22 protein-coding genes are annotated in these 24,995 nt (G+C 71.2%); 13 read left to right on the top strand and 9 right to left on the bottom strand.

Annotated features, from left to right (window positions below):
* The first annotated feature begins 25 nt into the window (after nt 1-25).
* The 6 genes from Q0D75_RS10715 to Q0D75_RS10690 all read left to right on the top strand — a co-directional run bounded on the left by Q0D75_RS10715 (nt 26) and on the right by Q0D75_RS10690 (nt 6,942).
* Nucleotides 26-526: an HtaA domain-containing protein gene (locus Q0D75_RS10715; RefSeq protein WP_291053003.1), complete on the top strand. Its 501-nt coding sequence runs from the start codon at nt 26-28 to the stop codon at nt 524-526.
* A complete protein-coding gene (locus Q0D75_RS10710) occupies nt 523-2,163 on the top strand; it encodes a sulfite reductase flavoprotein subunit alpha (RefSeq protein ID WP_291053001.1) in 1,641 nt (546 codons plus the stop codon). Before Q0D75_RS10715 ends, Q0D75_RS10710 begins: the two co-directional genes overlap by 4 nt.
* Before the next feature lie 40 nt (nt 2,164-2,203).
* Nucleotides 2,204-3,394, top strand: coding sequence for a cytochrome P450 (locus tag Q0D75_RS10705; RefSeq protein WP_291052998.1), 1,191 nt, complete (start codon nt 2,204-2,206; stop codon nt 3,392-3,394).
* Between the two features lie 40 nt (nt 3,395-3,434).
* Nucleotides 3,435-3,725, top strand: coding sequence for an antibiotic biosynthesis monooxygenase family protein (locus tag Q0D75_RS10700; protein ID WP_291052996.1), 291 nt, complete (start codon nt 3,435-3,437; stop codon nt 3,723-3,725).
* The gene (locus tag Q0D75_RS10695) at nt 3,722-4,885 is read left to right on the top strand and encodes an epoxide hydrolase (RefSeq protein ID WP_291052993.1); all 1,164 of its coding nucleotides are present in this window, start codon (nt 3,722-3,724) and stop codon (nt 4,883-4,885) included. Before Q0D75_RS10700 ends, Q0D75_RS10695 begins: the two co-directional genes overlap by 4 nt.
* 143 nt (nt 4,886-5,028) lie before the next feature.
* Nucleotides 5,029-6,942, top strand: coding sequence for a cell wall-binding repeat-containing protein (locus Q0D75_RS10690; RefSeq protein WP_291052990.1), 1,914 nt, complete (start codon nt 5,029-5,031; stop codon nt 6,940-6,942).
* A gap of 51 nt (nt 6,943-6,993) precedes the next feature.
* On the opposite strand, the gene Q0D75_RS10685 is transcribed toward Q0D75_RS10690, so the two are convergent.
* The 6 genes from Q0D75_RS10685 to Q0D75_RS10660 are packed head-to-tail and all read right to left on the bottom strand — an operon-like array spanning nt 6,994 to nt 12,951.
* Entirely contained in the window at nt 6,994-7,755 is a 762-nt protein-coding gene (locus Q0D75_RS10685; RefSeq protein WP_291052987.1) for an SDR family NAD(P)-dependent oxidoreductase, read from the bottom strand.
* Between the two features lie 49 nt (nt 7,756-7,804).
* Nucleotides 7,805-9,316, bottom strand: a complete 1,512-nt coding sequence (locus tag Q0D75_RS10680) for an aldehyde dehydrogenase (RefSeq protein WP_291052984.1) — start codon at nt 9,314-9,316, stop codon at nt 7,805-7,807.
* A complete protein-coding gene (locus Q0D75_RS10675; RefSeq protein WP_291052981.1) occupies nt 9,313-10,137 on the bottom strand; it encodes a fumarylacetoacetate hydrolase family protein in 825 nt (274 codons plus the stop codon). The genes Q0D75_RS10680 and Q0D75_RS10675 overlap by 4 nt, the downstream gene beginning before the upstream one ends.
* The gene (gene dmpG, locus Q0D75_RS10670) at nt 10,134-11,204 is read right to left on the bottom strand and encodes a 4-hydroxy-2-oxovalerate aldolase (protein WP_291052977.1); all 1,071 of its coding nucleotides are present in this window, start codon (nt 11,202-11,204) and stop codon (nt 10,134-10,136) included. Before dmpG ends, Q0D75_RS10675 begins: the two co-directional genes overlap by 4 nt.
* The gene (locus tag Q0D75_RS10665) at nt 11,201-12,154 is read right to left on the bottom strand and encodes an acetaldehyde dehydrogenase (acetylating) (RefSeq protein WP_291052974.1); all 954 of its coding nucleotides are present in this window, start codon (nt 12,152-12,154) and stop codon (nt 11,201-11,203) included. Before Q0D75_RS10665 ends, dmpG begins: the two co-directional genes overlap by 4 nt.
* Nucleotides 12,151-12,951: a 2-keto-4-pentenoate hydratase gene (locus tag Q0D75_RS10660; protein WP_291052971.1), complete on the bottom strand. Its 801-nt coding sequence runs from the start codon at nt 12,949-12,951 to the stop codon at nt 12,151-12,153. The genes Q0D75_RS10665 and Q0D75_RS10660 overlap by 4 nt, the downstream gene beginning before the upstream one ends.
* An 85-nt stretch (nt 12,952-13,036) precedes the next feature.
* Here Q0D75_RS10660 and Q0D75_RS10655 point away from each other — a divergent pair, with 85 nt between their 5' ends.
* The 5 genes from Q0D75_RS10655 to Q0D75_RS10635 all read left to right on the top strand — a co-directional run bounded on the left by Q0D75_RS10655 (nt 13,037) and on the right by Q0D75_RS10635 (nt 17,958).
* Nucleotides 13,037-13,807, top strand: a complete 771-nt coding sequence (locus Q0D75_RS10655) for an IclR family transcriptional regulator (RefSeq protein WP_291052968.1) — start codon at nt 13,037-13,039, stop codon at nt 13,805-13,807.
* 145 nt (nt 13,808-13,952) lie between these two features.
* Nucleotides 13,953-14,864 carry a VOC family protein gene (locus Q0D75_RS10650; protein WP_291052965.1) on the top strand — a complete coding sequence of 304 codons (912 nt, stop codon included), beginning with the start codon at nt 13,953-13,955 and terminating at the stop codon, nt 14,862-14,864.
* A gap of 2 nt (nt 14,865-14,866) precedes the next feature.
* Nucleotides 14,867-15,763: a fumarylacetoacetate hydrolase family protein gene (locus Q0D75_RS10645; RefSeq protein WP_291052963.1), complete on the top strand. Its 897-nt coding sequence runs from the start codon at nt 14,867-14,869 to the stop codon at nt 15,761-15,763.
* Nucleotides 15,760-16,872: a zinc-binding dehydrogenase gene (locus tag Q0D75_RS10640; RefSeq protein WP_291052961.1), complete on the top strand. Its 1,113-nt coding sequence runs from the start codon at nt 15,760-15,762 to the stop codon at nt 16,870-16,872. The genes Q0D75_RS10645 and Q0D75_RS10640 overlap by 4 nt, the downstream gene beginning before the upstream one ends.
* Nucleotides 16,873-16,992: 120 nt before the next feature.
* Nucleotides 16,993-17,958 carry a hypothetical protein gene (locus Q0D75_RS10635; RefSeq protein ID WP_291052957.1) on the top strand — a complete coding sequence of 322 codons (966 nt, stop codon included), beginning with the start codon at nt 16,993-16,995 and terminating at the stop codon, nt 17,956-17,958.
* Between the two features lie 37 nt (nt 17,959-17,995).
* On the opposite strand, the gene Q0D75_RS10630 is transcribed toward Q0D75_RS10635, so the two are convergent.
* The 3 genes from Q0D75_RS10630 to Q0D75_RS10620 form a co-directional block, all read right to left on the bottom strand.
* Nucleotides 17,996-18,919 (bottom strand): AEC family transporter, encoded by a 924-nt coding sequence (locus Q0D75_RS10630; protein WP_291052954.1) that lies wholly within the window; start codon nt 18,917-18,919, stop codon nt 17,996-17,998.
* Nucleotides 18,920-18,956: 37 nt separating this feature from the next.
* Nucleotides 18,957-21,062 (bottom strand): acyltransferase family protein, encoded by a 2,106-nt coding sequence (locus Q0D75_RS10625; RefSeq protein WP_291052951.1) that lies wholly within the window; start codon nt 21,060-21,062, stop codon nt 18,957-18,959.
* 75 nt (nt 21,063-21,137) lie between these two features.
* Nucleotides 21,138-22,478, bottom strand: a complete 1,341-nt coding sequence (locus Q0D75_RS10620) for a cell wall-binding repeat-containing protein (RefSeq protein ID WP_291052948.1) — start codon at nt 22,476-22,478, stop codon at nt 21,138-21,140.
* A 197-nt stretch (nt 22,479-22,675) separates the two neighbouring features.
* Between Q0D75_RS10620 and Q0D75_RS10615 the strand changes: the two genes are divergently transcribed.
* Together Q0D75_RS10615 and Q0D75_RS10610 are read left to right on the top strand one after the other, a co-directional pair.
* Nucleotides 22,676-24,181, top strand: a complete 1,506-nt coding sequence (locus tag Q0D75_RS10615) for a DUF6421 family protein (protein ID WP_291052945.1) — start codon at nt 22,676-22,678, stop codon at nt 24,179-24,181.
* Nucleotides 24,174-24,932: an SDR family NAD(P)-dependent oxidoreductase gene (locus Q0D75_RS10610; RefSeq protein ID WP_291052942.1), complete on the top strand. Its 759-nt coding sequence runs from the start codon at nt 24,174-24,176 to the stop codon at nt 24,930-24,932. Before Q0D75_RS10615 ends, Q0D75_RS10610 begins: the two co-directional genes overlap by 8 nt.
* The last annotated feature ends 63 nt before the right edge of the window (nt 24,933-24,995 follow it).

The following is a 24,995-nucleotide window of genomic DNA, read 5'->3' as shown; positions in this document are numbered from 1 at the left end:
TCGCCACGACTTCGAAGGAGCAGTTGTGCCCACCCTCCCCCGCACCGCGCTGCACGGACTGAGCTGGCCGGTCAAGCAGAGTTTCGCCCGGTACACGGCCGCCTCCCCCGGCGGCGGCATCGACCTCGGCCACGGCGCCTCGGTGGTGCCGGGGTGGGACCTGGTATTCGCGCCGGCCACGGCCCGCTTCGATGCGGCGAGCGGCGACGGTGAGATCGGCTTCGCCGGATCGGTGCGCTACACCGGGCATTTCGGGGCGCTGGAGGTGACCGTGCGCGATCCGCTGCTGCGACTCACGGCCGGTACCGGTGTGCTGGAGATCGGCGAGCCGGATGCCCGGCTGATCCTCGCGACCGTCTCCTGCGCGTACTCCGTCGGAGACGACGGGGCCTCGGTGTGGGAGTCGCTCACCTGTACCCTCACCGCCTCGGGCATCGCCTTTCTGGGCGGGGTGTACGAGCAGGGCACCCCGCTCGACCCGTTCTCCGCGCGTCTCGCACCGGGCGGATCGGCGGTGGGCTCGTGAGCGGCGCCGTGACGGCCGACCGCTCCGTCATCCTCACGACCGGGCCGGCGGATGCGGCCTCCGGCACGCTGATCGTGGCGTACGCCACCGAGTCGGGAAACGCGCGGGGCGTCGCGGCGGCCGCCGGCGCCTACGCCGCCTCCCTGGGACTCGGGCACCGCGTGGTCGACCTGGCCGAGGTGGCGCCCGCCGACCTCGCGAGCGCCGCATCGCTGCTCGTGGTGGCGGCGACGGCCGGCGAGGGCGAGGCGCCCGAGCGCTCGGCGGGCTTCCTGGCCGCGCTGCTGGCTGACGACGCCCCGCGCTTCGACGGGGTGCGCTTCGCGGTGCTCGCTCTCGGCGACCTCGCGTATCCGACCTTCTGCGGCCACGGCGAGACCCTCGACGCCCGCCTGGCCGAGCTCGGCGGCATCCGGATGGCCGAGCTCGTGCGCTGCGACTTCGACTACCAGGCCGACGCGAGCGGGTGGATCCCGCGCACCGTGCCGCTGCTCGCCCCGATGACCGCGACCGGCACCGGCACCGGCACCGGCACCGGCACCGGCACCGGAGCCGGAGCCGCGATCACCCTCGAGCAGCCCGGCGAGGAGTACGAGGCCGTGCTGGCCGAACGGCGCGAGCTGCACGGTGAGGGGGCCGAGCGCCGCTCGGTTCAGCTCACGCTCGAACTCGACCGGGATGCATCCTTCGAGGCGGGCGACGTGGTGCTGATCACCCCGCAGAACGATCCGGCCGTGATCGACGACCTGCTCGAGGCCGTGGGCCTCTCGGACCACGAGGCCCTGCGCGCCGAGCTGCGCGACCTCGACATCACCTCGGTCACCGCCGCCCACGTCGCCGCCTGGGCGGACCGCACGGGCGACCCCGGCCTGCGCACGCTGGCCGCGGCCGGCCCCGGCGCCCTCGCCGGCTACCTCGGCACGCACCGCCTGGCGGACCTGTTGCGCAGCGTGCGCACCCGGCTCACTCCGAACGAGTTCCGGTCACTGCTGCGCGCTCAGCCGCCACGTTCGTACTCGATCGCCTCGAGCCCGCTCGTCAGCCGGCGGCGGCTCGATCTGCTGGTCGCCGAGACGAGCTGGCGAGCGTCGGACGGCGGGCAGCGCACCGGCGTGGCGAGCGGCGACCTGATCGACCGGCGGCCGATCGGCAGCCGGTTCCGCGTGCGCATCGCGCCGAACGAGCAGTTCCGGCTGCCCGCCGATCCGTCGACGCCCGTGGTGATGATCGGGCCCGGATCGGGCGTGGCCCCGTTCCGCGGGTTCCTCCAGGAGCGGCGCGCGAGCGGAGCATCCGGAGCCGCCTGGCTGTTCTTCGGGCACCGGCGGCGCTCGTCGGACTACCTGTACGAACACGAGTGGCAGGCCGCGCTGAACGACGGCACGCTGCAGCGCATCGACCTCGCGTTCTCACGCGACCAGGAGCAGAAGGTCTACGTGCAGCACCGCATCCTCGACCGCGCCGACGAGCTCGCCGAGTGGATCGCCTCCGGCGCCGAGCTGTACATCTGCGGCGACCGTGCGATGGGGGCCGCCGTCGAGCAGGCGCTCGAGAGCGCGCTCGGCCCGAGCCGCTCCGGCGGCACTTCCCTCGCCGATCTCCGGGCGCAGAACCGCCTGCACAAAGACACCTACTGACCCGATCGCCCCCCGCCCCACCGTTCTCGAAGGAGAGACAATGAGCACGACAGCACTGGCCTGGAACCCCGAGGCCGAATTCGCCGCCCTCCGCCACGGCGAGGCCCCCGGAACCGCGGGCGTCTACGAGGCCCTGTTGCACCAGGGCTCCGTGGGCCTGCTCGACCGCGGTGACGGAAACCCCAGCTACGGCCTGTTCAGCCGCGAGGCCATCCAGAAGGCAGCACTCGACACGGCCACCTTCAGCAGTGTGACCGTGCCGCCCGGCACCCCGCGCATCCTGCCGCTGATGGCCGACCCGCCCGAGCACACCCCGTACCGCCGCCTGTTCGGCGAGTGCTTCAAGGCCGACGAGATCGCCCGCGTGGAGGCGGAGGTGCGCCCGCTGGCCGCCGAGTGGCTCGACCGGATGATCGCCGCGGGCTCCGCCGACTTCTCGCAGGAATACGCGTACCCGTTCACCACCCACAGCCTCTGCGTGCTGCTGCGGGTGGAGGACGACTGGAGCATCTTCAACGACTGGTCGAGCACGATGGAGAAGCTCACCGCATCGGGCTCGCGCAACTCGGGCAATGCACTGCCCGCCGAGCACTTCGGGAAGATCATCCCCTACCTCGGCAAGCTGATCGGCGAGGCCCGGCAGAACCCCGGCACCGACCCGGTGAGCCGCTTCCTCGCCGCCGAGATCGACGGTTCCCCGCTCGACGACCAGATCGTGATCGGGCTGATCATCGCGCTCATCCTCGCCGGCCGCTCCACCACGGCCTCGGGTGTCACCAACCTGGTGCTGCGACTGGCGCAGAACCCGGAGCTGCAGGCGTTCCTGCGCGCGCATCCCGAGCGCATCTCCGACGCGATGGAGGAGAGCCTGCGCCTGGACAGCCCGCAGCAGCAGATGCCGCGGATGGTCACCACCGACGTCACGATCGACGGGGTCGACATCCCGGCCGGCTCACCGCTGTTCCTGAACTACGGATCGGCCAACGTCGACCCCGCCTTCTGGGACCGCCCGGCCGAGTACGACCTCGACCGCCCCACCCGCCCGCACTTCGCGTTCGGCCGAGGGATGCACCAGTGCCCGGGCGCCCCGCTCGGGCGGATGCAGATCCGCCTCACCATCGAAGAGCTGCTGAAGCGCACGCGCTCCTTCACGCTCACCGGCCCGATCGAGCGCGACACCTGGCCGCGCCTCTCGGTCGAGCGGATGCCGCTGACCTTCGTGCCCGCCTGACGCCTGACCCCACCATCCACCGCCGACAAGGAGCCTGACCATGCCCACCGAAATCATCACCCTCACCGTCCAGCCCGGCCGCCGGGCGGAGTTCCTGCAGAAGGTCGCCGAGACCGGCCCCGCCTACCTGGCGCAGCCGGGCGTGCAGAGCGCCCGCTTCTTCACCCAGATCGACGATGACGACTCCGTTCTGGGAGTGATCGACTGGGCCTCGAAGGCCGACCTGGAGGCGGCCGTCGCGAGCCCGGCCGGGCAGTCCTTCCTCGGCGCGATCGGCCCGCTTCTGGCGGGCGCGCCGGCGATGCGCCTCGGCGAGGCCGTGCCCGCATGAGCGACATCCGGCCCTTCCTCCTGGACATCCCCGAGAGCGAGCTCGACGACCTGCGCGCGCGACTCGCCCTCACACGGTGGCCGGTCGCGGAGACCGTCGACGACGGCAGCCAGGGCGTGCGGCTCGAGCAGCTGCGGCCGCTCGTGGAGCATTGGCGCGACCATTACGACTGGCGGCGGGTGGAACGCGAGCTGAACGGGATCGGGCAGTTCCAGACCTCCATCGATGGCGTCGACGTGCACTTCCTGCACGCGGTCTCGCCCGAGCCGGATGCGCTGCCGCTGCTCATGACGCACGGCTGGCCGGGCTCGGTGCTGGAGTTCCGCAAAGTGATCGGGCCCCTCACCGACCCCGTGGCCTTCGGCGGAGACGCGCGGGACGCGTTCCATGTGATCGCTCCCTCGATGCCGGGCTTCGGCTTCTCGAGCGCGCCCACGTCGACGGGCTGGTCGTTCGACCGCATCGCAGAGGCCTGGGTCACCCTGATGAATCGGCTGGGCTACGAGTCCTGGGGCATCCAAGGAGGCGATCTGGGCGCGGGCGTGTCGGAGACGATCGCGGCCACGAATCCGCGCGGGCTGGTCGGGATGCACCTCAATTTCTCCACCGCGCAACCGACGCCGGCCGAGATCGCCGAGGCGGATGCCACGGAGGGACGCATCCTCGCCGACGGCCAGGACTTCTGGGTGAACAAGTCGTCGTACGCCCAGCAGCACCAGAGCGGCCCGCAGACGATCGGCTACTCGCTGGCCGACTCGCCGGTGGGACTGGCCGCCTGGCTCTACTCGGTGTTCCAGAACGGCTGCGCCACCCCGGATGACGCGCTCGCGACGTTCACGAAGGACGAGCTGCTCGACGACTTCATGCTGTACTGGCTGCCCGGCGCCGGCGTGACCTCGGCGCGCACGTACTGGGAGCTGAGGAACGCGGGCTGGGCGTCGCCCGTCACGATCGAGCATCCGATCACCGTTCCCACCGGCTACACACAGTTCCCGGGCGAGCCGGTGCGCCAGTCGGAACGCTGGCTGCGCCGCCGCTTCACCGACCTGGTGCTCTTCCACGAGGCACCCCGCGGCGGGCACTACGCGGCGCTCGAGCAGCCCGACCTCTTCGTCGACGACGTACGCGCGACGTTCCGCTCCCTCCGCCCCGAGCGCTGAGCGCAGAAGGCCCGCCGCCCCACCCCAGGCCGAGACCGGGATCGGGCCGAGGGATCGTAGGCACACCTCGGCCCGGTCACCGGGCCGGCGTGAGGGAGGCGTTACTCTGAAACATCCCTCGAGCACCTGAGACAGGACCCCGTATGCCGCGCCTGCCGTTCCGCCCCGCCCTCCTCGCTGTCGCGGCACTGCTGCTGGCCGGCGGCTCGCTGTCGGCAGCGCAGCCGGCCGACGCCGCGGAGGGCGATGCGGGGTACGTCACGATCCCGGTCGGGTCCGGTGCCGTCATGCCGGAATTCACTCCCGACGGACGGCTCGGCTACATCGCGGCCTACGACACGAACACGGTGACGGTGTTCGACACGGCGACCGACGCGGTGCGCGCGACGATCACGGTCGCGCCGCACCCGCGCAGTGTGGGGTTCTCCCCGGACGGCTCACGGGCCTACGTCGCGAGCCAGAGCGGGCCTCCCGGCAAACTGACCGTCATCGACGTCGCGACCGACAAGGCGATCAAGACCATCACCCTGAACGCGAAGGCGTGGGACGTCGCGATCGCGCCCGACGGCGACACCGCCTGGGTGGCCGCGGAAGACGGGATCGAGATCGTGGATCACCTGCGGTCGAACCCCACGGTGTCGTATCTCGGCGGCTCCGACGCCACCTTCATCCGATTCACCCCCGACGGCTCAGCGGTCTACGCCGCCATCAGCGGCGAGATCGCCCGATACGATCCGGTCACCCGAAAGCTCACCGGGTCCGGCGGTGCCGCCGGCTGGACCCCGCGCCTCGCCTTCTCTCCCGACGGTTCGCGGGCGTTCTTCGCCACCGGAAGCAACCGCATCGCGGTGGCCGACCTGAGCTTCACGACCGGCGGCTCGACCATCCCCACCGACTTCGACGGCGCGGTCTCGGTCGATCTCTCGGCATCGGGATCGGAGCTCTACACAGTCAATTCGAAGAACAACCATCTGCTGGCCCTCGACTACGCCTCCGGCACCATCCTCAGAACCACCGAGCTGCCGGCGATGCCGAACAGCGTCACGACCTCACCCGACGGCTCGAAGCTGTACGTGGTGACACTGAATCCGAGCTCGATCATCGTGGTGCCGACCGGCCAGCCCGCGCCGGCGCATCCGGTCACTCACCGCATCAGCGGCACCGATCGCTACGACGTCGCCGTGAAGGTGTCGCGAGACGGGTTCCCCGACGGTGCATCCGTGGTCTACGTGGCCACGGGCGAGAAGTTCGCCGATGCCCTCAGTGCGGCGCCCGCGGCCGTGAAACAGGGCGGACCGGTGCTGCTGACCCCCACCGCGGCCCTCCCGCAGGCCGTGGAGGACGAGATCCGGCGCCTCCACCCCGCGACGATCGTGACCGTCGGTGGAGTGAACTCCGTCTCGCAAGCCGTCCGCGGCGCTCTCGCGTCGATCGCCCCGGTCACGGCCATCGAGGGGGCCGATCGGTACGCGGTGTCGCGCGGCGTGGCCCGGTACGCATTCGGCACGGCCGACGGCATCTATGTGGCGGCCGGGGAGAACTTCCCCGACGCGTTGTCGGCGAGCGCCGCCGCGGGTTCGCGTGGCTATCCGGTGATCTTGATCCCCGGCCGCGCCGACCCCGCACACCCCGACGCCTTCGACCCCGACACGAGGTCGCTCTTCGAGGAACTGAATCCCGATCAGGCCTACGTCGTGGGCGGGCCGAACACCATCCAGGACTCCGTCATGTTCGCCTTCACGAACGCGATCTGGGGGCCGCTGCCGGAGATCACCCGGCTGTGGGGGAACGACCGCTACTCCGCTTCGCAGAACATCAACGGGCAGGCGTTCACCTCCGCCACGTCGCTCTACCTCGCGACGGGATCGAACTTCCCCGATGCCCTCTCCGGCGCGGCCGTCGCCGGAGCGCGCGGCGCGCCGCTCTACGTGGTGCCGGGAACCTGCGTGCCCCAGCGCGTGATCGACGACATCACCAGCCGGGGCGTGCAGGATGTGACGCTCCTGGGCGGCACCGCGTCGCTGTCGCCCGCGGTCGAGAAGCTGACCGTCTGCTGATCCGCACGGCCGGCGCCGAGCCGACGCCGGCCGTCGGGCCGGGACGTGCGGCTAGCGGAAGCCGGCCGTCACTCCGCCGTCGACCGAGATGTTCTGGCCGGTCGTCCAGGCCGACTCGTCGGAGGCCAGGTACACCGCGAGGTGTGCGATGTCGTCGCCCACGCCGGCCCGGCGGATGAGGTGCATCCCGAGCTGGAACTCGCGCAGCTCGGGGCCCACGGCGGCATCCGTCGCGGGCGACTTCACGAAGCCGGGCGAGATGGCGTTGGCGCGGATGTTGTGCTCGGCGCCCTCGGCGGCGAGCGACTTCGTCATGCCCACCACTCCCGCCTTGGCGGCGGCGTGCGCCACCTGGCCGAGCGGTGCGATGCCGCGCAGGGCCGACATCGAGGCGGTGTTGATGATGGAGGCCGCCCCCGAGGCCTTGAGGTGCTTCCACGCCGGGGAGATGGTGTTGAACACGATGTTGAGCTCCACGTCCATGACGTGCAGCCACAGCTCACGGGTCATGTCCTCGAACGGCGAGAAGCCGTAGCCCGCCCCGTTGTTGTAGAGCACGTCGATGCCGCCGAGCGACTCGGCGCCGGCCTCCACCCACGCGGCGGTCGCGTCGGCATCCGACAGGTCGAGCGTGTGGCCCGTGACGTCGTACCCCTCGGCACGCAGTACCTCGGCCGTGCGCTCGGCGGCTCCCGGCTGCACATCGCAGCCCACGATGCGGGCGCCCTCTTCGGCGAAGCGGCGCTGGGCGGCTTCGCCCTGCCCGCCCGCGGTGCCCGTCAGCAAGACGCGCTTGCCCTCTAGTCGATTCATCCGAAGCTCCTTTGCTCGGTCGTGCGATCGGTTCGGGGAAATGAACAGGTCAGTGGGGTGCGGGCGGCAGCATCTGCATCACGACGGCTTTGGGCTCGGTGAAGAACTCGCGGCTGAAATTGCCGCCCTCACGTCCCACCCCCGAGGCCTTCGCGCCGCCGAAGGGCGCCCGCAGGTCGCGGATGAAGAAGCAGTTGACCCAGACGGTGCCCACCACCAGCGCAGCCGAGACCCGGTGCGCGCGGGTGAGGTTCTCGGTGAACAGCATGGCGTTCAGCCCGTACGGGCTGTCGTTCACCAGGTTCACCGCCTCCTCCTCGGTGTCGAAGGGCGAGATGGTGACGATCGGCCCGAAGATCTCCTCACGCTGGTGCACCGAGTCGCTGTCGGGCGTCGCGATCACGGTGGGGGCGATGAACCAGCCCTCCCCCAGCGAGCCCGAGAGCTGCGATCCGCCCGACTCGCCGATGGTGTCGTAGTAGCCGCGCACCTTCGTGTAGTGCTCGCCGCTGGCGAGCGGGCCGATCTGGGTGGCCGGATCCTTCGGGTCACCGATGGTCATGGCATTCGCCGCCGCCACGAAGCGGTCGACGAACTCCTCGTAGAGCGGGCGCTCCACATAGATGCGGCTGCCCGCGAGGCAGACCTGCCCGGCGTTGGTGAAGATGGCCTTGATCGACCAGTCGATCGCGTTCTCGATCTCCGCATCGGCGAACACCACGTTGGCACCCTTGCCGCCGAGCTCGAGGCTCACCGGCACGAGGTTGGCCGAGGCCGCCCGGGCGATGATCTTGCCGGTGCCCGACTCGCCCGTGAAGGTGATGCGGTCGACATCCGGATGCTCGGTCAGCGCCGAGCCCACCGACTCCGGCCCGTAGCCGTGAACGACGTTGAAGACGCCGGGCGGGATGCCCGCCTCCAGCGCCAGCCGCGCCATGATGGTGGCCGACACCGGGGTGTCTTCGGCCGGCTTCAGCACCACGGTGTTGCCCCAGGCGAGCGCGGGCGCCACCTTCCAGCTCTCGAGCATCATCGGGAAGTTCCACGGCGCGATCGCCACCACGACCCCGGCGGGATCGAACCGCGTATAGGTGTGGTGCCCCGAGTCCATCGGCAGCACCTCGGCCGGGCTGAGTGCGGCGTGGTCGGCGAAGAAGCGGAAGTTCAAGGCCGTGCGCGGCACGTCGTTGCCCTTGCTCTGGGTGATGGGCTTGCCCATGTCCCGCGTGTCGGCGAGCGCGAGCTCGTCGGCGTGCTCGATCAGCAGATCGGCGAAGCGGTGGATGACGGTGCGGCGCGCACCCGCCGTCATCCGGGGCCACGGCCCCTCGTCGAAGGCGCGCCGGGCCGCGGCGACGGCGAGGTCGGCCTCGGCCTGGCCGCCGAGGGCGATCTCGGCCCAGGGCTTGCGGGTGTACGGGTCGATGCTCGCGAACACCTCGCCCGAGGCCGACTGCACCTCCACTCCGTCGATGACGTGGCCGAAGCGGGGCAGCAGGCCCTCGGGCCCGGTGGCGGTTCCGGATGCGCCGGTGGCGGCGGTCGGGAGAACGGTGGTCATGATGTTCCTTCCACGGAGAGCGTCACCGAACCCAGTGACGTGAATTCTGCTGAGACCTCGTCGCCCGGCTGCACGAACACGGCATCGGTGAGGCCGCCGGTGAGCACGAGGTCGCCGGCTTCGATCGCCTCGCCCCGGCTCGCGAGGTCGTTGGCGGCCAGCGCCAGCGCCTCGAGCGGGTTGCCCTGCACGGCGGCACCGGTGGCGGTGTCGACCACCACGCCGTTCTTGCGCAGCACGCAGGCTTCGAGCACGAGGTCGAGCCCGAGCGCCGACACACCGGTGGCCGAGACGGTGAAGCGCGAGCTGGAGGCGTTGTCGGCCACCACGTCGGGCATAGCGAAGCTGAAGTCGCGGAAGCGGCTGTCGATCACCTCGAGCCCGGCGTGCACGCTGCCGACCGCGGCGAGCGCCGTCGCGGCCGTGACGCCGGGGCCGGCGAGTCGCGAGCGCATCACGAACACGATCTCCGGTTCGATGCGGGGGTGGATGAGCGCGCCGAAGGGCACGGGCTCTCCCGCGGTCAGCGCCATACCGTCGGTGAGCACGCCGGTGAGCGGCGAGGTGATGCCCATGCGCTGCTGCTTGGCCCGCGAGGTGAGCCCGAGCTTCACGCCGACACGCGATTCTCCGGATGCCAGCTTCCGCGCGATCAGCAGGCGCTGCGCCCGGTACGCGGCGCCGAGGTCGAGCCCGTCCCACTCCTCGGTGAGGCGCGTGATGTCGTGGCGGCCGTGCTCGGCCTCGAGCAGCGTGTCGACCACGCGCTCGACGCCCCACGCACGGGTGCTCGCGCCGGTCTCCACGTCCCCGCCGCTCATACGGATTCCTTGGCGAGCTCGATGGCGACGTCGATGATCATGTCTTCCTGTCCACCCACGTAGCCCGCCTGACCGACGCGCTTGAGGATCTGGTAGGCCGGCACGCCGTACCGCTCCGAGGCGCGCTCGGCGTGCAGGAGGAACGAGTTGTAGACACCGTAACGCCCCTGCACGATCGAGGCGCGGTCGGCGACGGGCAGCCTCGTGATGAGGGGGCGCAGCACGTCCTCGGCCACGGCCAGGATCTGCTCCTCGTCGACGCCGGTGGGGATGCCGAGGGCGCTGAACACGGAGACCAGCACCTCGGTGGGCGAGTTGCCGGCGCCCGCGCCGAGTGCGCACAGCGTGCCGTCGATCTGCTTCGCGCCGGCCTCGTAGGCGGCGATCGAGTTGGCGATCCCGAGCGAGAGGTTCTGGTGTCCGTGGAAGCCCACCTGGGCGTCGTCGCCCAGCTCGTCGACGAGGGCCGCCACGCGCGCGGCCGCACCCTCGGGCAGCAGGGCGCCCGCCGAGTCGACCACGTACACGCCCTGGCATCCGGCATCCGCCATGATGCGGGCCTGCGCGGCCAGGTCGGCCGGCCCGATGCGGTGCGAGAGCATCAGGAAGCCCACGGTCTCCATGCCGAGCTCGCGCGCGGCTTGGAAGTGCTGGATCGAGACATCGGCCTCGGTGCAGTGCGTGGCGACCCGCGCCACCGCGGCCCCGGCATCCCGGGCCTCGCGCAGGTCGGTCACGGTTCCGAGACCCGGCAGCAGCAGCACGGCGATGCGGGCCCGCTCGGCCTCGTCGGCGGCGGCGGCCACGAGATCGATGTCACGCACCAGGCTGAAGCCGTAGTTGAAGGAGGAGCCGGCCAGGCCGTCGCCGTGGGTGACCTCGATCACCTCGACGTTCGCCTGATCGAGACCGCGCACGATGTCGCGAACCTGCTGCTCGGTGAAACGGTGGCGCACGGCGTGCGATCCGTCGCGCAAGGTGGTATCGGTGAGGCGGACGGGGCGCTTGGCAGCGGGGGCGGATGCGGAGGCGGCCCCGGCCGCGCCCACAATCTCGGGGGCGCTCATGCGACGCTCCGGCCCGAGGCGAGCAGTTCGCCGACGCGCACGGCGGCGGCGGTCATGATGTCGAGGTTGCCGGCCCACGGCGGCAGGTAGTCGCCGTTGCCGGTGACCTCCAGGAACACCGCGACCCGGCCCCGGCCGCCCCAGAGCTCGTTCGGGTCGTCGAACTGCGGATCGCTGCGCAGCGTGTAACCGGGCACGTACCGCTGCACCTCGGCCACCCGTGCGTGGATGGCGGCGCTGATCGCGTCGCGGTCGGCGCCGGGCTCGAGCGAGCAGAAGACGGTGTCGCGCATGATCATCGCGGGCTCGACGGGGTTCAGGATGATGATCGCCTTGCCCCGCTCGGCGCCGCCTACCTTCTCGATCGCGTGCGACGTGGTCTCGGTGAACTCGTCGATGTTGGCGCGCGTGCCGGGCCCGGCCGAACGCGAGGAGATGGTGGCGACGATCTCGGCGTAGGGCACCCGTGTCACGCTCGCGACCGCGTTCACGATCGGGATGGTGGCCTGGCCACCGCAGGTGATCATGTTGAGGTTCTTCTCCGACGTGTGCTCGGCCAGGTTCACGGCGGGGCACACGAACGGGCCGATCGCGGCGGGCGTGAGGTCGATCGCCACGATGCCGGCCTCCGCGTAGAGCGGGGCGTTGGCCTCGTGGGCCTTGGCCGAGGTGGCCTCGAACACGAAGTCGGGCAGCTCGGACTGCGCGAGCAGCCACGGCACGCCTTCGGCGCTCGCCTCGACGCCCATCGACCGGGCGCGGGCCAGGCCGTCGGAGGCGGGGTCGACCCCCACCATCGAGTGCACGTCGAGGTGCTCGTTGCGCAGCAGCTTCACGAGCAGGTCGGTGCCGATGTTGCCCGGCCCCACGATGGCGGCGGTGGGCCTGCGGCCCGATCCCGCCCGGTCGGAGGTCGTGGCATCCGGCCGGATGCTGTGGACGGTGGTCATGCGCTGACTCCTGTTCCGGAGGTGAAGGCGGCCTCGACGCTGCCGAGGTGCGCGAAGGTGGCCGTGAAGCGGTCGCCCGGGGCGATCGGCACGGCGGCGGTGAGGGCTCCGGCCATCACCACCGAACCGGAGGGAAGGGAACGGCCGAGCGAGCCGAGGGTGTTGGCCAGGAAGAGCACGGCGTTCAGCGGATGCCCGAGCACGGCGGCACCGGCACCGGTGGCGACGACCTCGCCGTTCTTCTGCAGCACGCAGCCGATCAGCCCCAGATCGGCCGCATCGATCCGCAGCGGCTTGGTGCCGAGCACCAGGCCGCCGGAGGAGGCGTTGTCGGCGATCGTGTCGGCGAGCGTGATCTTCCAGTCGGCGATGCGGGAGTCGATCAGCTCCACCGAGGCGATGGCGTAGTCGACGGCGCGGATGACGTCGACCAGGGTGAGGCCCGGCCCCGCCAGCTCGTCCTTCAGCACGAACGAGATCTCCGGCTCCAGCCGGGGGCTGATGAAGCGGCCGATGTCGATCGGCGCCGAGCCGTCGAGGATCATGTCCGAGAACAGGTGCCCGAAGTCGGGGCGGTCGACGCCCAGCTGCACCTGCATGGCGCGGGAGGTGAGTCCCACCTTGAAGCCCGCGATCCGGCGCCCGGCGGCGAGCCAGGCGTCCACCTGGTGCAGCTGGATGCCGTAGGCCTCTTCGAGCGACACAGGGCCCTCGGCCGTGATCGGCGTGGTCGGGATGCCCGAGTCGTACGCCGCCAGAAGGCGGTCGCCCGAGCGGGCAATCGATGATTCGTCCACGAGCACTCCGTCGTCTCTCTGATCCGCACTGCTGCGGCTTTCGGTGTTGTTGCATTGTGGGCTGCCACGATCCCATAATCAAAAGATGCGTACCAGTGAGCGGGACGATTCGGCCTCGATGGTGGGCCGCGTGGCAGCCATCTTCGACGCCTTCACGGCGCGCGACGACACCCTCGGGGTCTCCGAGCTCGCCCGCCGTACCGGGCTGGCGAAGTCCACCATCTCGCGCATCGTGCAGGAGCTGGTGGCCTACAAGTTCCTCGAGCGCAGCGGCACCGGCGTCCGCCTCGGGCTCCGGCTGTTCGAGCTCGGCGAGTCGGCCACCCGACCGCGCGACCTGCGCAAGATCGCCATCGCCTCGATGAGCGACCTGCGGGCGGCGGTGAACCACACCATCCACCTCGCCGTACTTGAACGCTCGGAGGTGGTCTACATCGAGATCCTGCCGGCGCGCGGCACGCCTCCGCTGCCCAGCCGCATCGGCGGACGGATGCCGGCCTACGCCACCGGGGTCGGCAAGGCTCTGCTCGCCTGGAGCGACCCGGAGGTGGCCGAAGAGGTGATCGAGGGCGGCCTCGTGGCCGTCGGGCCCAACACGATCACCGACCCGGTGCGGCTGCGACGCGAGCTCGCCCGCATCCGGGCGAACGGCATCGCCTACGAGCGCGAGGAGAGCGCGCCCGGCGTCACCTGCGCGGCCACGGCCATCCGCGGGGCCAACGGGGAGCCGATCGCCGCCCTCTCGGCCGCGGGCTGGGTGAAGAACCTCGACGTTCGACGGGTGGGGCTCGCGGTGCAGACCGCCGCGCAGACCGTGTCGCGCCTGATCGCCCGGCGTCCGGGGATGCACTTCTAGCCACAGGCCGTCCCGCTCACCGGATCATCCGGTCGTCGTCACGCGTGCTGTCGTATACCTTTCGAGCCGGAGTGCATACACTCGGCACTGAGTTCGAACGCCACTCAGAGTCCACGATGACGTGCAAGTGAGAGGAACTACGCGCATGACAGCCCCCCGTCCGGAAACACCGGTCTCCGTCTCCAAGCTCGGCTACGTCGAGTTCCAGACCCACGACCTGGATCGGCTCGCCGATTACTACACGCGCGTGCTCGACTTCGTCGAGGTCGATCGCACGGCCGACGAGGTCTACCTCACCCCTTCGTTCGATCACCACGCCGTGGTTCTGCGCCGGGGCGAGCACAAGCCGCGCACGAGCGTGGGCTACGAGATCTTCGAAGACCTCGCCGACGCCGAGCGGCGGCTGGGGGATGCCGGCTACGCCGTGGAGCGCCGCAGCGACATCGCACCGGGCATGCCCGACGTGCTGGTGCTCGCCGAGCCGATGACGGGCACCGACATCCACCTCTTCGACCAGCAGCCGCGCAGTGGTGTGGGCCCCGACGACAGCACGCTGCGGCCCACCAAGCTCGGCCACGTGGCCTCGTTCACGCCCGAGCTCGCACCGATGCAGGACTTCTACCAGAGCCTGCTCGGCTTCAAGTGGTCGGACACGATCGGCGACTTCTTCGTGTTCCTGCGCTGCAACTCCGACCACCACGCCGCGAACTTCATGGCGTCGAAGTCGTTCTCGGGCATGCACCACATCGCCTACGAGATGCGCGACCTCAACCACCTGCAGACCATGCTCGACCACCTCGCGCACGAGGACTACCGCCTCGAGTGGGGGCCGGGCCGCCACGGCGCCGGCCACAACATCTTCACGTACCACAAGGATCCCGACGGCAACACGATCGAGCTGTTCACCCAGCTCGACATCATCCACGACGAGGCGAAGGGCTACTTCGAGCCGCGGCCGTGGCACACCGACTTCCCGCAGTATCCGAAGACCTGGGAGGTCGACCTGGTGGCCGTCAACAGCTGGGGTCCCATCAATCCCGCTCTCATCGAGCACTGACCGTGAGCGAGCAGACCTGGGCACTGGCCCAGTACACGAGCGCGCCCGCATCCGACGCCCGTCTGGGCGTGCTGCGTGGCGACACGGTCCACGCCCTGCCGGCCGGCTGGCCGAGCAGCACCCTCGAGCTGATCGAGGCGGGAGAGTCCTGGAGCGAGCGCCTGCGCACGCTCGTGGTCGACGACCTCGACGAGGTGCCGGGAGCCGCGCTGCTGGCACCGCTCACCTTCCCGCGCAAGCTGCTGTGCGCCGGCGCGAACTACTACGACCACGCCGCCGAGATGGGCACCGCCCGCCCCGACCCCGACGAGAGCCCGTTCTTCTTCTTGAAGCCGCCCACCACCACGATCGTGGGTCCGGGCGCGGTGGTGACGGTGTCGCGCCTGGAGGAGGCCGATCTCGACTGGGAGGCCGAACTCGCGGTCGTGATCGCCGACCGGTGCCGTGACCTCACGGCCGAGGAGGCGCCCGCTCACGTGTTCGGGTACGCCGTGGCGAACGACCTCTCGGCCCGCGGCTTCTTCCCGCGGCCGAACGCGGTGTTCCCGCCGTTCGCCTTCGACTGGCTGAAGCACAAGGCGTTCGACGGATCCTGCCCGCTGGGGCCGGGCATCGTGCCGGCCTGGCAGATCCCGGATCCGCAGCAGTTGCCGATCTGGCTGAGCGTCAACGGCGAGAGCAAGCAGAACTCCTCGACCGCCGACATGGTGGTGGGGGTGTACGAGCTCATCGCCGCGGTGAGCCGCACGCTCACCCTCGAACCGGGCGACGTCATCCTCACCGGAACCCCGGCGGGGGTGGGGATGCCGCGCAAGACGTTCCTGCACGACGGCGACGTCGTGGTGACCGGCATCGAGGGCCTCGGCCGGCTCGAGACCACGATCGCGGGTGCCCGATGAGCGCCGTCCAGGGCGCGTCGCACGCGCCGCACACGATCGACTGGCCGGATGTCTCGGGCGGGGTGCCCGACGAGATGCCCGCGATGCTGTTCCGCGAGTTCGGGCCGCCCGAGGTGCTGCACACCGAGACCGTGCCCACGCCGCATCCGGGGCCGGGAGAGGTGCTCGTGCGGGTGGGCGCGGTGAGCGTGGGGCGGCTGCTCGATCTGCTCGCGCGGTCGGGCAAGCATCCGTATGCGAAATTCCGCTTCCCGCACATCCTCGGGGCCGATCATGCCGGCACCATCGCCGAGGTGGGCGATGGCGTGACGAACGTCTCCGTGGGCGACCACGTGGGCACGTTCCACGTCTTCCTCACGGGTGAGGACGAGTTCACGCGCTCGGGGTACGGCGACATCTCGCCGCTGGTCGAGATCCTCGGCACCCACCGCCCCGGGGCCTACGGCCGCTACGTGGTGGTGCCGGCACGCAACGTGCACGTGGCGCCGGCCGACATCGACCCCGTGATGGCCGCCTCGATCGTGGGCGTCGGGCCGGTGGCCGTGAACCAGTTCGAGCGCGCCGGCGGTGTCGGGCCCGGCTCGAACGTGATCGTGCAGGGCGCCACGAGCGGGCTGGGCGCCACCACCGCGATGCTCGCCAAGCACCTCGGCGCCACCGTGGTGGTGTCGTCGCGGCACGAGAGCAAGCGCGCCCGGCTGCGGGAGCTCGGCTTCGAGCACGTCTTCGACGCCGTCGACGAGCGGTTCGCGGCCCAGGCCCGGGAGGCCTTCGGCGGCGACGGGGCGCACGTGCTGGTCGACAACCTCGGTGCGCCCCTCGTGTGGGAGCACGGCTTCGACGTGCTCCGGCCGGGCGGCGCCGTGGTGTCGTCGGGGGCCTTCCTCGGCCACACCGTGCCGCTGAACCTGCAGCGCACCTACACGACGGGCATCCGCGTGATCGGTGTGCGCACGGGCACCCCCGAGACCGTCGAAGCGCTCTGGCGCGAGGCCGAGCGCGGGTTCCGCACCGTGGTCGACGCGGTGTTCCCGATCGAGCGGGCTCCGGATGCGCACCACTACGTGGAGTCGGCCGAGAACGTGGGGCGTGTGGTGCTGACGCACTAGGCGCCCCCGCCTCTCCCCCCCTCCCACCGCCTCCCCGGTCGGCGCGTGCACCGTAGGCTCGTGGCAAGACGACGCTGCGGGCCCGCGGCGCGGTGCCGGGGCGGGGTGGAGGTGGTGCGGATGCGGTCGCTCACCGAGGTGGCCCGCGTGCTGTACGGGGTGACGCCGGGCGAGTTCCTGGCCGCCCGCACGGCCGAGGCATCCGGCGCCCTCGACACCGGGGACCGGGCGCTGGCCACCCGCATCCGGGCACTGCGCAAGCCCTCGGTGGCCGCCTGGGCCGTGAACGCGCTGGTGCGCGAACGGCCCGACGAGGTCGACGCGGTGCTCAAGCTGGGCGAGCGGATGCGCGCGGCCAGCGCCGACCTCGACCGCGAGGCGCTGCAGGCGCTCGGCCGCGAGCGGCACAGACTGCTGGCCGGCATCGGCCGGGCCGCCCGGGAGGTCGGCGACGAGGCGGAGGTGGCCGTGTCGGAAGCCGCCGTCGCCGCCGTTCAGACCACGTTCCAGGCAGCGGTCTCGGATTCCACAGCCGCGGCAGCCGTGCGCAGCGGCCTGCTGGTGCGCACCCTGACGGCCGACGGCATCGACCCGGCGGAGCTGGCCGGCTCGATGGCCGTCGCCGTGGCCGCCGTGCCGCCACTCGCCGCCGCGGCAGACTCGGGTGGCCGGTCGGCGAGCGCGAGGAGCACGCCGGGCGCGCAGTCCTCGGCTCCATCGCCTGCGCACTCGGGCTCGGCGACGTCTGCGGCGGCCACCCGCGCGGCCGAACGCGAACGCGATCGGGCCCGCGCTCGCGAGTCCGCCCAGCGCGATGCCGATGCCGCGCAGCAACACGCCGATGACGCCGCCGCCGCCCTCGCCGAGCTGGAGTCGCGCATCCGGCACAACCACGACGAACACGAGCGCCTCACGGGCGACCTGCGCCGCCTCCGCCGCGAGCTCGACGAGCTGCAGGATGCGGTCACCGAGGCGAAGACGGCGGGAGCCGCCCTGCGCCGCGAGCGTCAGGCCGCCGCTCGCGCCTCCGACGCCGCCCGTCGCGCCGCCACCCGCGCCCGCCAGTCCCTCGACCGCCTCCCCTGACCCGCCGCCCTCCTCGAGCGGGGGGTGGCGGGGAGCGTCAGACCGCGAGCAGCGCGGCGACGAGCACGAGGATGGGCACCGAGCCGATCGTCGTGAGCAGCACCGTGTCGCGCGCGAGCACGACGCCGCGCTGGTAGCGCGAGGCGAAGTTGTAGATGTTCTGGGCGGTCGGCAGGGCCGCGAGCGCCACCACGCCGAACACGTCCTCGGCCGGCAGCACGAACACGAACCGGGCCAGCAGGAACGCCACCAGCGGCATCACCGCGAGCTTGATCGCGGTCGCCACGACGATGTCGATCCGCCCGCTGCCGGCCTGCAGCGGCCGCTGCCCCACGAGGGACATGCCGAACGCCAGCAGCACGAGCGGCACGGCGGCGCCGCCGATCAGCTCGAACGGGGCCATCACCGGGTCGGGCACCGTGACGCCGAGCAGCGCGATCACGAGTCCGGTGAGCGAGGCGATGATCATCGGATTGCGCAGCGGCTGGCTCAGGATCGACCCCACGGAGGCCTTGCCGTGGGTCGAGATGTCGAGCGTGGTCAGCACGATCGGCGCCAGCACCACGAGCTGCAGCAGCAGCACGGGCACCACGAGCTGCGGGTTGCCGAGCACGTAGCTGGCCACCGGGAGCCCGATGTTGTTCGCGTTGACGTAGGCCGAGGCCGCGGCGCCCACGGTGGTGTCGGCCACGCCCCGCCGGAACCAGATGCGCGAGACGAGCACGAACAGCGCCACCGACACCACGACCGAGCAGAGCGTCACGAGCATCGCCTCGGAGAACACGACCGCCGGATGCGAGCGGGCGAGCACCGTGAACAGCAACGCCGGCGTCGCCACGAAGAAGGCCACCCGGTTCAGCACCAGTCGCGCATCCGGAGGCAGGATGCCCGCCCGCTGCACCCCGTACCCCACCAGGATGACGAACCCGATGATGCCGAACCCGATCAGCACCCCGAGCATCCGCACCCCTTCCCCGGGGTGTCCCTGTCGCGCGGGGTCATCGCGCGAGCGCGGCGCTCATCGCCCGCTCTAGGAAGGGCTGCAGGGTGAACGCGAAGGTGCGCGTGAGGTGGTCGGGATCTCGGTACACGTTCGCACCGCCGACGACGGCCGAGCACTCGGTGGCCGTGCAGTAGGTGTCGCTGAAGTCGAGCAGTGTCACGTCCAGCCCCTCCGACCGAGCGGCGGTCGCGGCGAGGGCGATCGGATCCGACTCGGCCAGTCCCTCGTCGCGCGGCTCGGTGCAGTCGGCCGCATCCGAGATGCGCAGGCACTTGTTCGGGTCGTCCTCCCATGCCGGGTTGTCGACCACGGTGACGATCGGCGTGCCGACGTCGAGCAGCTGAGCCCACGCGGCGCTGTACCCCTGGGCCGCGGCCTCCTCGTCGTCGGCCGTGCCCGGCACGTTGCGGTCGGTCAGCGCTGCGGTGAACACCGCGTCGAACGGCTCGTGCGAGGCGAGCTCGGCCGTGAGCGAGGCACGCCAGGTGTCGCACGAGACGGCGAAGGCGTCACGGGCGGCCAGCGGCGCCGTCGTCCAGGGGCAGCCGCCCTTGAGGTACGTGGTGAGGTGCCAGCCGTTCTGCTCGGCCATGGCGATGAACGGATCCATCAGCGCGTAGGCGTGGCTGTCGCCGATCAGCGCGACCTGCGGAGCATCCGCCTCCTCGCTGCCGAACTCGCAGTCGCGCACGCTGGCGTCGTTCAAGGTCGACAGGCACTCCGGATGCTCGGGACGGTCGGCGTTGCCGAATCCGGGACTCGGGATGATCTCGCCGGCGAGCGCAGGATTCACACAGAGCGGGTCGATCGGCGCGAGCCCGTCGGTCGGCCCGGAGGCCGCACCGAAGCAGGCCGGCGGATCCGCGAGGGTCGACGCCAGCTGGCTCGCCTCGGCGTCGTACTTGGGCTGCTGCACGGCCCAGGCGGTGCCGACGAACAGGGTCGAGACGGCCATCGCGGCGACGACCGCGAGCAGGGTCGTGCGGGGCCGGCGCACCGTGAAGAAGCGCCACTGACGTGCCGGGTCTTCGATGAAGCGCTTGGTGAGCCAGGCGAGCACGAAGCAGAACGCGAACAGCGCCAGGCGGTGCGCGGTGGAGAGGCCCCAGCCCGGGATGTAGGGCGCGATCACGATCAGCGGCCAGTGCCAGAGGTAGAGGGAGTACGAGATGTCGCCGATGAAGCTCACCGGGCGGAAGCTGAGCACCCGGCCCGCATCCCACGGCTTCTCGCGGTGGTGCGCCACGATGATGGCGGCGGTGCCGAGCACCGGGATGGCGGCCATGTAACCCGGGAACGGGGTGGAGGCGGTGAAGAAGTAGCCGCAGGCGAGCACCACGACGATGCCGCCGTATCCCAGCAGGTTCGAGAGCCAGGCCGTGGTGGGCCGCAGCCTCGGCAGCAGCGCGAGCGCACCGCCCACCGCGAATTCCCACACCCGCGTGTAGGTCACGAAGTAGGCGGCCGCCGGGTCGGTGGCCGTGAACACGATCGACAGCACGAACGAGACGACGCCCACGATCGCCAGAACGGCGATCAGGCCCACCCACTTGCGCTTCTTCAGCACGCGCACGGCGAAGACGGATGCTCCGAGCAGCAGCACCGGCCAGAAGAGGTAGAACTGCTCTTCCAGCGACAGCGACCAGTAGTGCTGCACGAGGCTGGCCTCGTTGGCGGCGGCGAGGTAGTCGACCGAATTCGCCGCGAGCACCCAGTTCTCGACGTAGAAGGTGGAGGCGAGGATCTCGCGCACGTTCTCGGTGAGCGCCGAGAGCGGCATGATGAACAGCGTCGCCAGGCTGGCGAAGACGAGCACGACCAGCGCGGCGGGCAGCAGTCGCCGGGCGCGCTTGGCGTAGAAGCTCGGCAGCGCGATGCGGTCGGTGCGTTCGAGCTGGCGGGTGAGCTGCTGGGTGATCAGGAAGCCGGAGATCACGAAGAACACGTCGACGCCGATGTAGCCGCCGGTGAGCCGGCCGGGCCAGAAGTGGTAGACGACCACCAGCAGCACGGCGATCGCGCGGAGGCCCTGCAGGTGCGGGAGGAAGTGGTCGGGCCGTGCCGCCTTGCTCGTGGTCGGCGCCGCCGTCTGCTTCTCCATCGGCTCCATGGTACCTGCGGGTACCCGGGAGCTCCGGCCGGGCCGCGCGGGGCCCGGCCGGAATCACGGCGCGGCCTAACGCGTGAGCTTCGTCTGCAGGTGCGCCCGCAGCAGCTCGATCATGGCATCGGAGATCGTGTTGGGGCCGCCGAGCACCACGATGCGCGTTGGGGCGATGCGGTCGAGTTCGGCGCCGATCACGGTCGGGATCGCATCTTTCGTGACCAGCAGCACCGGGGACTGACCCTTGATCGCCGCGGCGGAGCCGGAGAGGGCATCCGGGAACACCGCCCCCGAGGCCACGTACACCGTGCGCGTGCCCGGAACCGGGAACGCGCTGGCGGAGACGGCAGCCGAGACGTCGAAGCGGTCGGCACCCGCGATGCGGGTCGTCGGCGCGATCGCCTTCAGCGACGTCTCGACCGTGGCCGAGAGGCTGTTCGTCCCGCCCAGCATCACGATCCTGGCGGGTGCGATCCGCGCCAGCTCGGCCGCCACGACCGCGGGGAGCACGTCCTTCGATGCCAGCAGCACCGGGCCGCCTTTGAGGCCGGCCGCGGCGGAACCGGACAGTGCATCCGGGAACACCTCGCCGGACGCGACGTAGGCGACCGGCACTCCGGGATCGGTCGCCCCGGTGTAGGTCGCTTTGGAGATGCCTGCGGACACGGCATAGCGGTCGATGCCACCGATGCGCGAGACGGCGCCGGCGGGTGCGTAGCCCTGCAGCGCCGCCTCGACGGAGGCGTCGATGGTGTTCGGGCCGCCGATCACGACGATCTTCTGCGGCTTCAATCGCGCGAGTTCGAGCCCTACGACATCGGAGATGGCCCCCTTGGAGACCAGCAGCACCGGGCCGCCCTTGGCCCCGGCCGACGCCGAGGCCGAGAGGGCATCCGGGAACACCTCACCCGAGGCGATGTAGGCGACGGGGACGTTCGGTGCGAACTTCGCGGCCGAGACGTTGGCCGAGACGGCGTAGCGGTCGGCGCCGCCGATGCGCTCGACCGTGCCGGCGACGGTGAGCGTGACCGTGGCGTTCGCGCTCACGCAGCCGACCACGGGCAGCGCGATGCAGTACGTGAACACGTCGACACCCACGTAGCCGGCGGCGGGCGTGTAGGTGAAGACCCCGCCGGCGCCGATCGCGCCGAGCGTGCCGTGGGTGGGCGCACCCTGCACCTGCACCAGGGCCGAGACGTCGAGCCCGAGGTCGTTGGCCAGCACGCCGAGCCCGGCGGCCGTGGTGAAGACCGAATCGGCGCCCACCGAGTAGGCGTCGTTCGTGGCGGTCGGGGTGGCCGCGTGCGCCGCGGAGGGGACGAGCACGAAACCGGCTGCGACGGCCGTGGCGGTCGCGATCGTCGCGGCGCGGGCTCGGAGCCCGGTGGCGGATCGGCGTGGAGCATGAAACATGATCGATCTCCTTCGAGGATGGTAACTGAGTCTTGCTCATTAACAATGCACCTCAGGCGCCGGATGCGCTAGAGCCAAACCGACGACGGGAATCCGCGCGGGCGCCGGGACAAGACGCACGAGAACACCGCACAGGTCAAAGAAGCGCGAATCCCTTGCACGTAGCCTGGACGAGACGATCGATTGGAGGTTCCACCATGTCCGCACACCCCCGCACCAGCACTCACGCCGCCACCCGCGCCGAGTCCATCATCGGAGAACCCGAGGTCGTCGAAGACGCCGCCGCGATCACCGGCGCCGTGGAGGAGTCGCCGCACTGGCTCGCCCTGAAAGGCGCCGTCGCCGCCCTCCAGCCCCTGCAGGTGAAAGACGGATCGGTGCCCGACCCGGTCGACCACCCGGCCGCCCGCGAGCACGTCGCCACGATCGCCGAGGCCGTCCGCGCCCTCGCCCCGCGCTTCCCGCACGACCGCGACTACCTCGACGCCGTGCGCGACGACCTCGCGCGCTGGGCCGACGGCGACTTCGGCATCCCCGACTTCCTCGCCTCCCTGGTCGCCTTCCACCCCGAGTCGCATCGCGCCGACGGGATGCAGCACCTCGTGCTGTTCCCGATGTACACGCAGAACGGCAGCACCGACCGGCACGTCGAGGCGGTGCTGGTGGAGGTCATCTGGCCCGACTTCATCGCGGGCCTGGAGGCCGGCGACTACTCGAACGCGCTCTTCGTGCCGATCCGCTTCCTCGACTTCACGGCCGGCTACGACACCAACTCGGCCGTGCTGTTCCCCGAGTCGGTGGCCACGTCGAGCATCCCGGCCTACACCTGGGGCGCGATCTTCGCCGATCGCGAGGCCGCGCGTTTTCGCCGGGTGCTGCGGGAGGCGGCATCCGTCACCCGGCTCGAGCTGCCCGACGACGCCGTGCGCCTGCTCGAGAGCCAAGAGCTCACCGAACGCACCTTCGTGATGTGGGACCTCATCCACGATCGAACGCACATGCGTGGCGACCTGCCGTTCGATCCGTTCATGATCAAGCAGCGGATGCCCTACTTCCTGTACTCGCTCGAAGAGCTGCGCTGCGACCTCACGGCGTTCCGCGAGGCCGTGCGCATCGAGCGCCGGCTGAGCGCCCCCGATGCTCCTGGTGTGGCGGATGCTCCTGGTGTGGCGGATGCCACGCCCGGCAGCAGCCCGGAGCGCACCCCGGCCGACGCCGAACTGCTCGACCACGCGAAGCTCGTGCAGTACGCCGTGCTGTTCGACCGCATCTTCCGCTTCGCGATCACCGGATCGCGGGTGCGCAACTACGACGGGCTGGGCGGCCAGCTGCTGTTCGCCTGGCTGCACCAGCGCGGCGTGCTGCACTGGACCGACACCAAGCTGCGCATCGACTGGCCCGAGGTGGCGGATGCCGTGCTCGCGCTGAGCGACGCCATCGACGAGCTGTACTGGCGGTCGATCGACCGCCCGAAGACCGCGCACTGGCTGGCCGCCTACGCGCTGGTCACGAGCACGGTCACGCCGAACCCCGCGAGCGTGTGGGCCCGCGGGGTCGACGCACTGCCGCTGGACGGGCCGCCGCGCGGGCTCACCGACGCCGTGCTCGACGACGAGTTCCCGCTGTCGATGTTCTACGAGGCGCTGGAGAAGAAGATGCGCCCCGTGATCGAGTCGACGGCCGGGATCACCGGTCGTGACTGACGCGGGGGCGGGCACGGGCGTGAGCCCCGACGTCACCGGCCGCCGGATCGTGGTGGCGGGGGCGACCAGCGCCTCCGGCACAGCGGTCTGCGCGGCCCTGCTCGAGGCCGGAGCCGACGTGGTGGCCGTCGGCTCCGACGCCGGCCGCCTGGCCGAGCTCGAGCGACGCGCCCCGGGCATCACCCCCGAGGTCTGCGACCTGGCCGACACCGCAGCCGTCGACGCCCTGGCCGCGCGCCTCGGCGCCGGCGGGGGCATCGACGGCCTCATCCACCTCGTGGGCGGCTGGGTCGGCGGCGCCGGCATCCCGGGCCAGAGCGAGGAGGGCTGGGCGGCGATGGAACGCTCGTTCCGCACCCTGCGCAGCACCACGCGGGCGTTCTACCCGGCTCTTCTGGCGTCGCCGGCGGGCCGGGTGGCGTTCGTCTCGTCGGTCTCGGTCGAGGCGCCCACGGCATCCGGAGCCAGTTACACCGCAGCCAAGGCGGCCTCCGAATCGTGGATGCGCTCGGTCGCCGACGGCTTCCGCCGGGACGCCGAGTCGGAGAGCCAGGCTTCAGGCGGGGGCGCTGCCGCCACGATCTTCGTCGTGAAGGCCCTGGTCGACGAGCGGATGCGCGACGCGTCCCCCGAGAAGACCTTCGCCGGCTTCACCGACGTGCGCGACCTCGCCACCGCCGTGCTCGGCCTCTGGCAGCGCCCGGCCGCCGACCTGAACGGCGCGCGCATCCGCCTCCCCTCCCGACCCTGACGCCGTCCGAAACGAAGGCGCGGGGCTACCACTCCCCCGCGAGACGGATGGCACGCCGCCCCG

The sequence above is a fragment of the Herbiconiux sp. genome (assembly GCF_023264855.1).
GTDB lineage: Bacteria > Actinomycetota > Actinomycetes > Actinomycetales > Microbacteriaceae > Herbiconiux.
Note: the sequence above shows the minus strand (reverse complement) of the source record. Positions and strands in the feature narration are given on the sequence as shown.

What these genes read in the sequence shown, in the direction of transcription:
- Q0D75_RS10665 (WP_291052974.1), bottom strand. Translation starts at nt 12,154, where the DNA reads ATGACCACCGTCCACAGCATCCGGCCGGATGCCACGACCTCCGACCGG.
- dmpG (WP_291052977.1), bottom strand. Translation starts at nt 11,204, where the DNA reads ATGAGCGCCCCCGAGATTGTGGGCGCGGCCGGGGCCGCCTCCGCATCC.
- Q0D75_RS10705 (WP_291052998.1), top strand. Translation starts at nt 2,204, where the DNA reads ATGAGCACGACAGCACTGGCCTGGAACCCCGAGGCCGAATTCGCCGCC.
- Q0D75_RS10700 (WP_291052996.1), top strand. Translation starts at nt 3,435, where the DNA reads ATGCCCACCGAAATCATCACCCTCACCGTCCAGCCCGGCCGCCGGGCG.
- Q0D75_RS10655 (WP_291052968.1), top strand. Translation starts at nt 13,037, where the DNA reads ATGCGTACCAGTGAGCGGGACGATTCGGCCTCGATGGTGGGCCGCGTG.
- Q0D75_RS10615 (WP_291052945.1), top strand. Translation starts at nt 22,676, where the DNA reads ATGTCCGCACACCCCCGCACCAGCACTCACGCCGCCACCCGCGCCGAG.
- Q0D75_RS10650 (WP_291052965.1), top strand. Translation starts at nt 13,953, where the DNA reads ATGACAGCCCCCCGTCCGGAAACACCGGTCTCCGTCTCCAAGCTCGGC.
- Q0D75_RS10675 (WP_291052981.1), bottom strand. Translation starts at nt 10,137, where the DNA reads ATGAGCGGCGGGGACGTGGAGACCGGCGCGAGCACCCGTGCGTGGGGC.
- Q0D75_RS10635 (WP_291052957.1), top strand. Translation starts at nt 16,993, where the DNA reads ATGCGGTCGCTCACCGAGGTGGCCCGCGTGCTGTACGGGGTGACGCCG.
- Q0D75_RS10630 (WP_291052954.1), bottom strand. Translation starts at nt 18,919, where the DNA reads ATGCTCGGGGTGCTGATCGGGTTCGGCATCATCGGGTTCGTCATCCTG.
- Q0D75_RS10620 (WP_291052948.1), bottom strand. Translation starts at nt 22,478, where the DNA reads ATGTTTCATGCTCCACGCCGATCCGCCACCGGGCTCCGAGCCCGCGCC.
- Q0D75_RS10685 (WP_291052987.1), bottom strand. Translation starts at nt 7,755, where the DNA reads ATGAATCGACTAGAGGGCAAGCGCGTCTTGCTGACGGGCACCGCGGGC.
- Q0D75_RS10625 (WP_291052951.1), bottom strand. Translation starts at nt 21,062, where the DNA reads ATGGAGAAGCAGACGGCGGCGCCGACCACGAGCAAGGCGGCACGGCCC.
- Q0D75_RS10690 (WP_291052990.1), top strand. Translation starts at nt 5,029, where the DNA reads ATGCCGCGCCTGCCGTTCCGCCCCGCCCTCCTCGCTGTCGCGGCACTG.
- Q0D75_RS10695 (WP_291052993.1), top strand. Translation starts at nt 3,722, where the DNA reads ATGAGCGACATCCGGCCCTTCCTCCTGGACATCCCCGAGAGCGAGCTC.
- Q0D75_RS10640 (WP_291052961.1), top strand. Translation starts at nt 15,760, where the DNA reads ATGAGCGCCGTCCAGGGCGCGTCGCACGCGCCGCACACGATCGACTGG.
- Q0D75_RS10680 (WP_291052984.1), bottom strand. Translation starts at nt 9,316, where the DNA reads ATGACCACCGTTCTCCCGACCGCCGCCACCGGCGCATCCGGAACCGCC.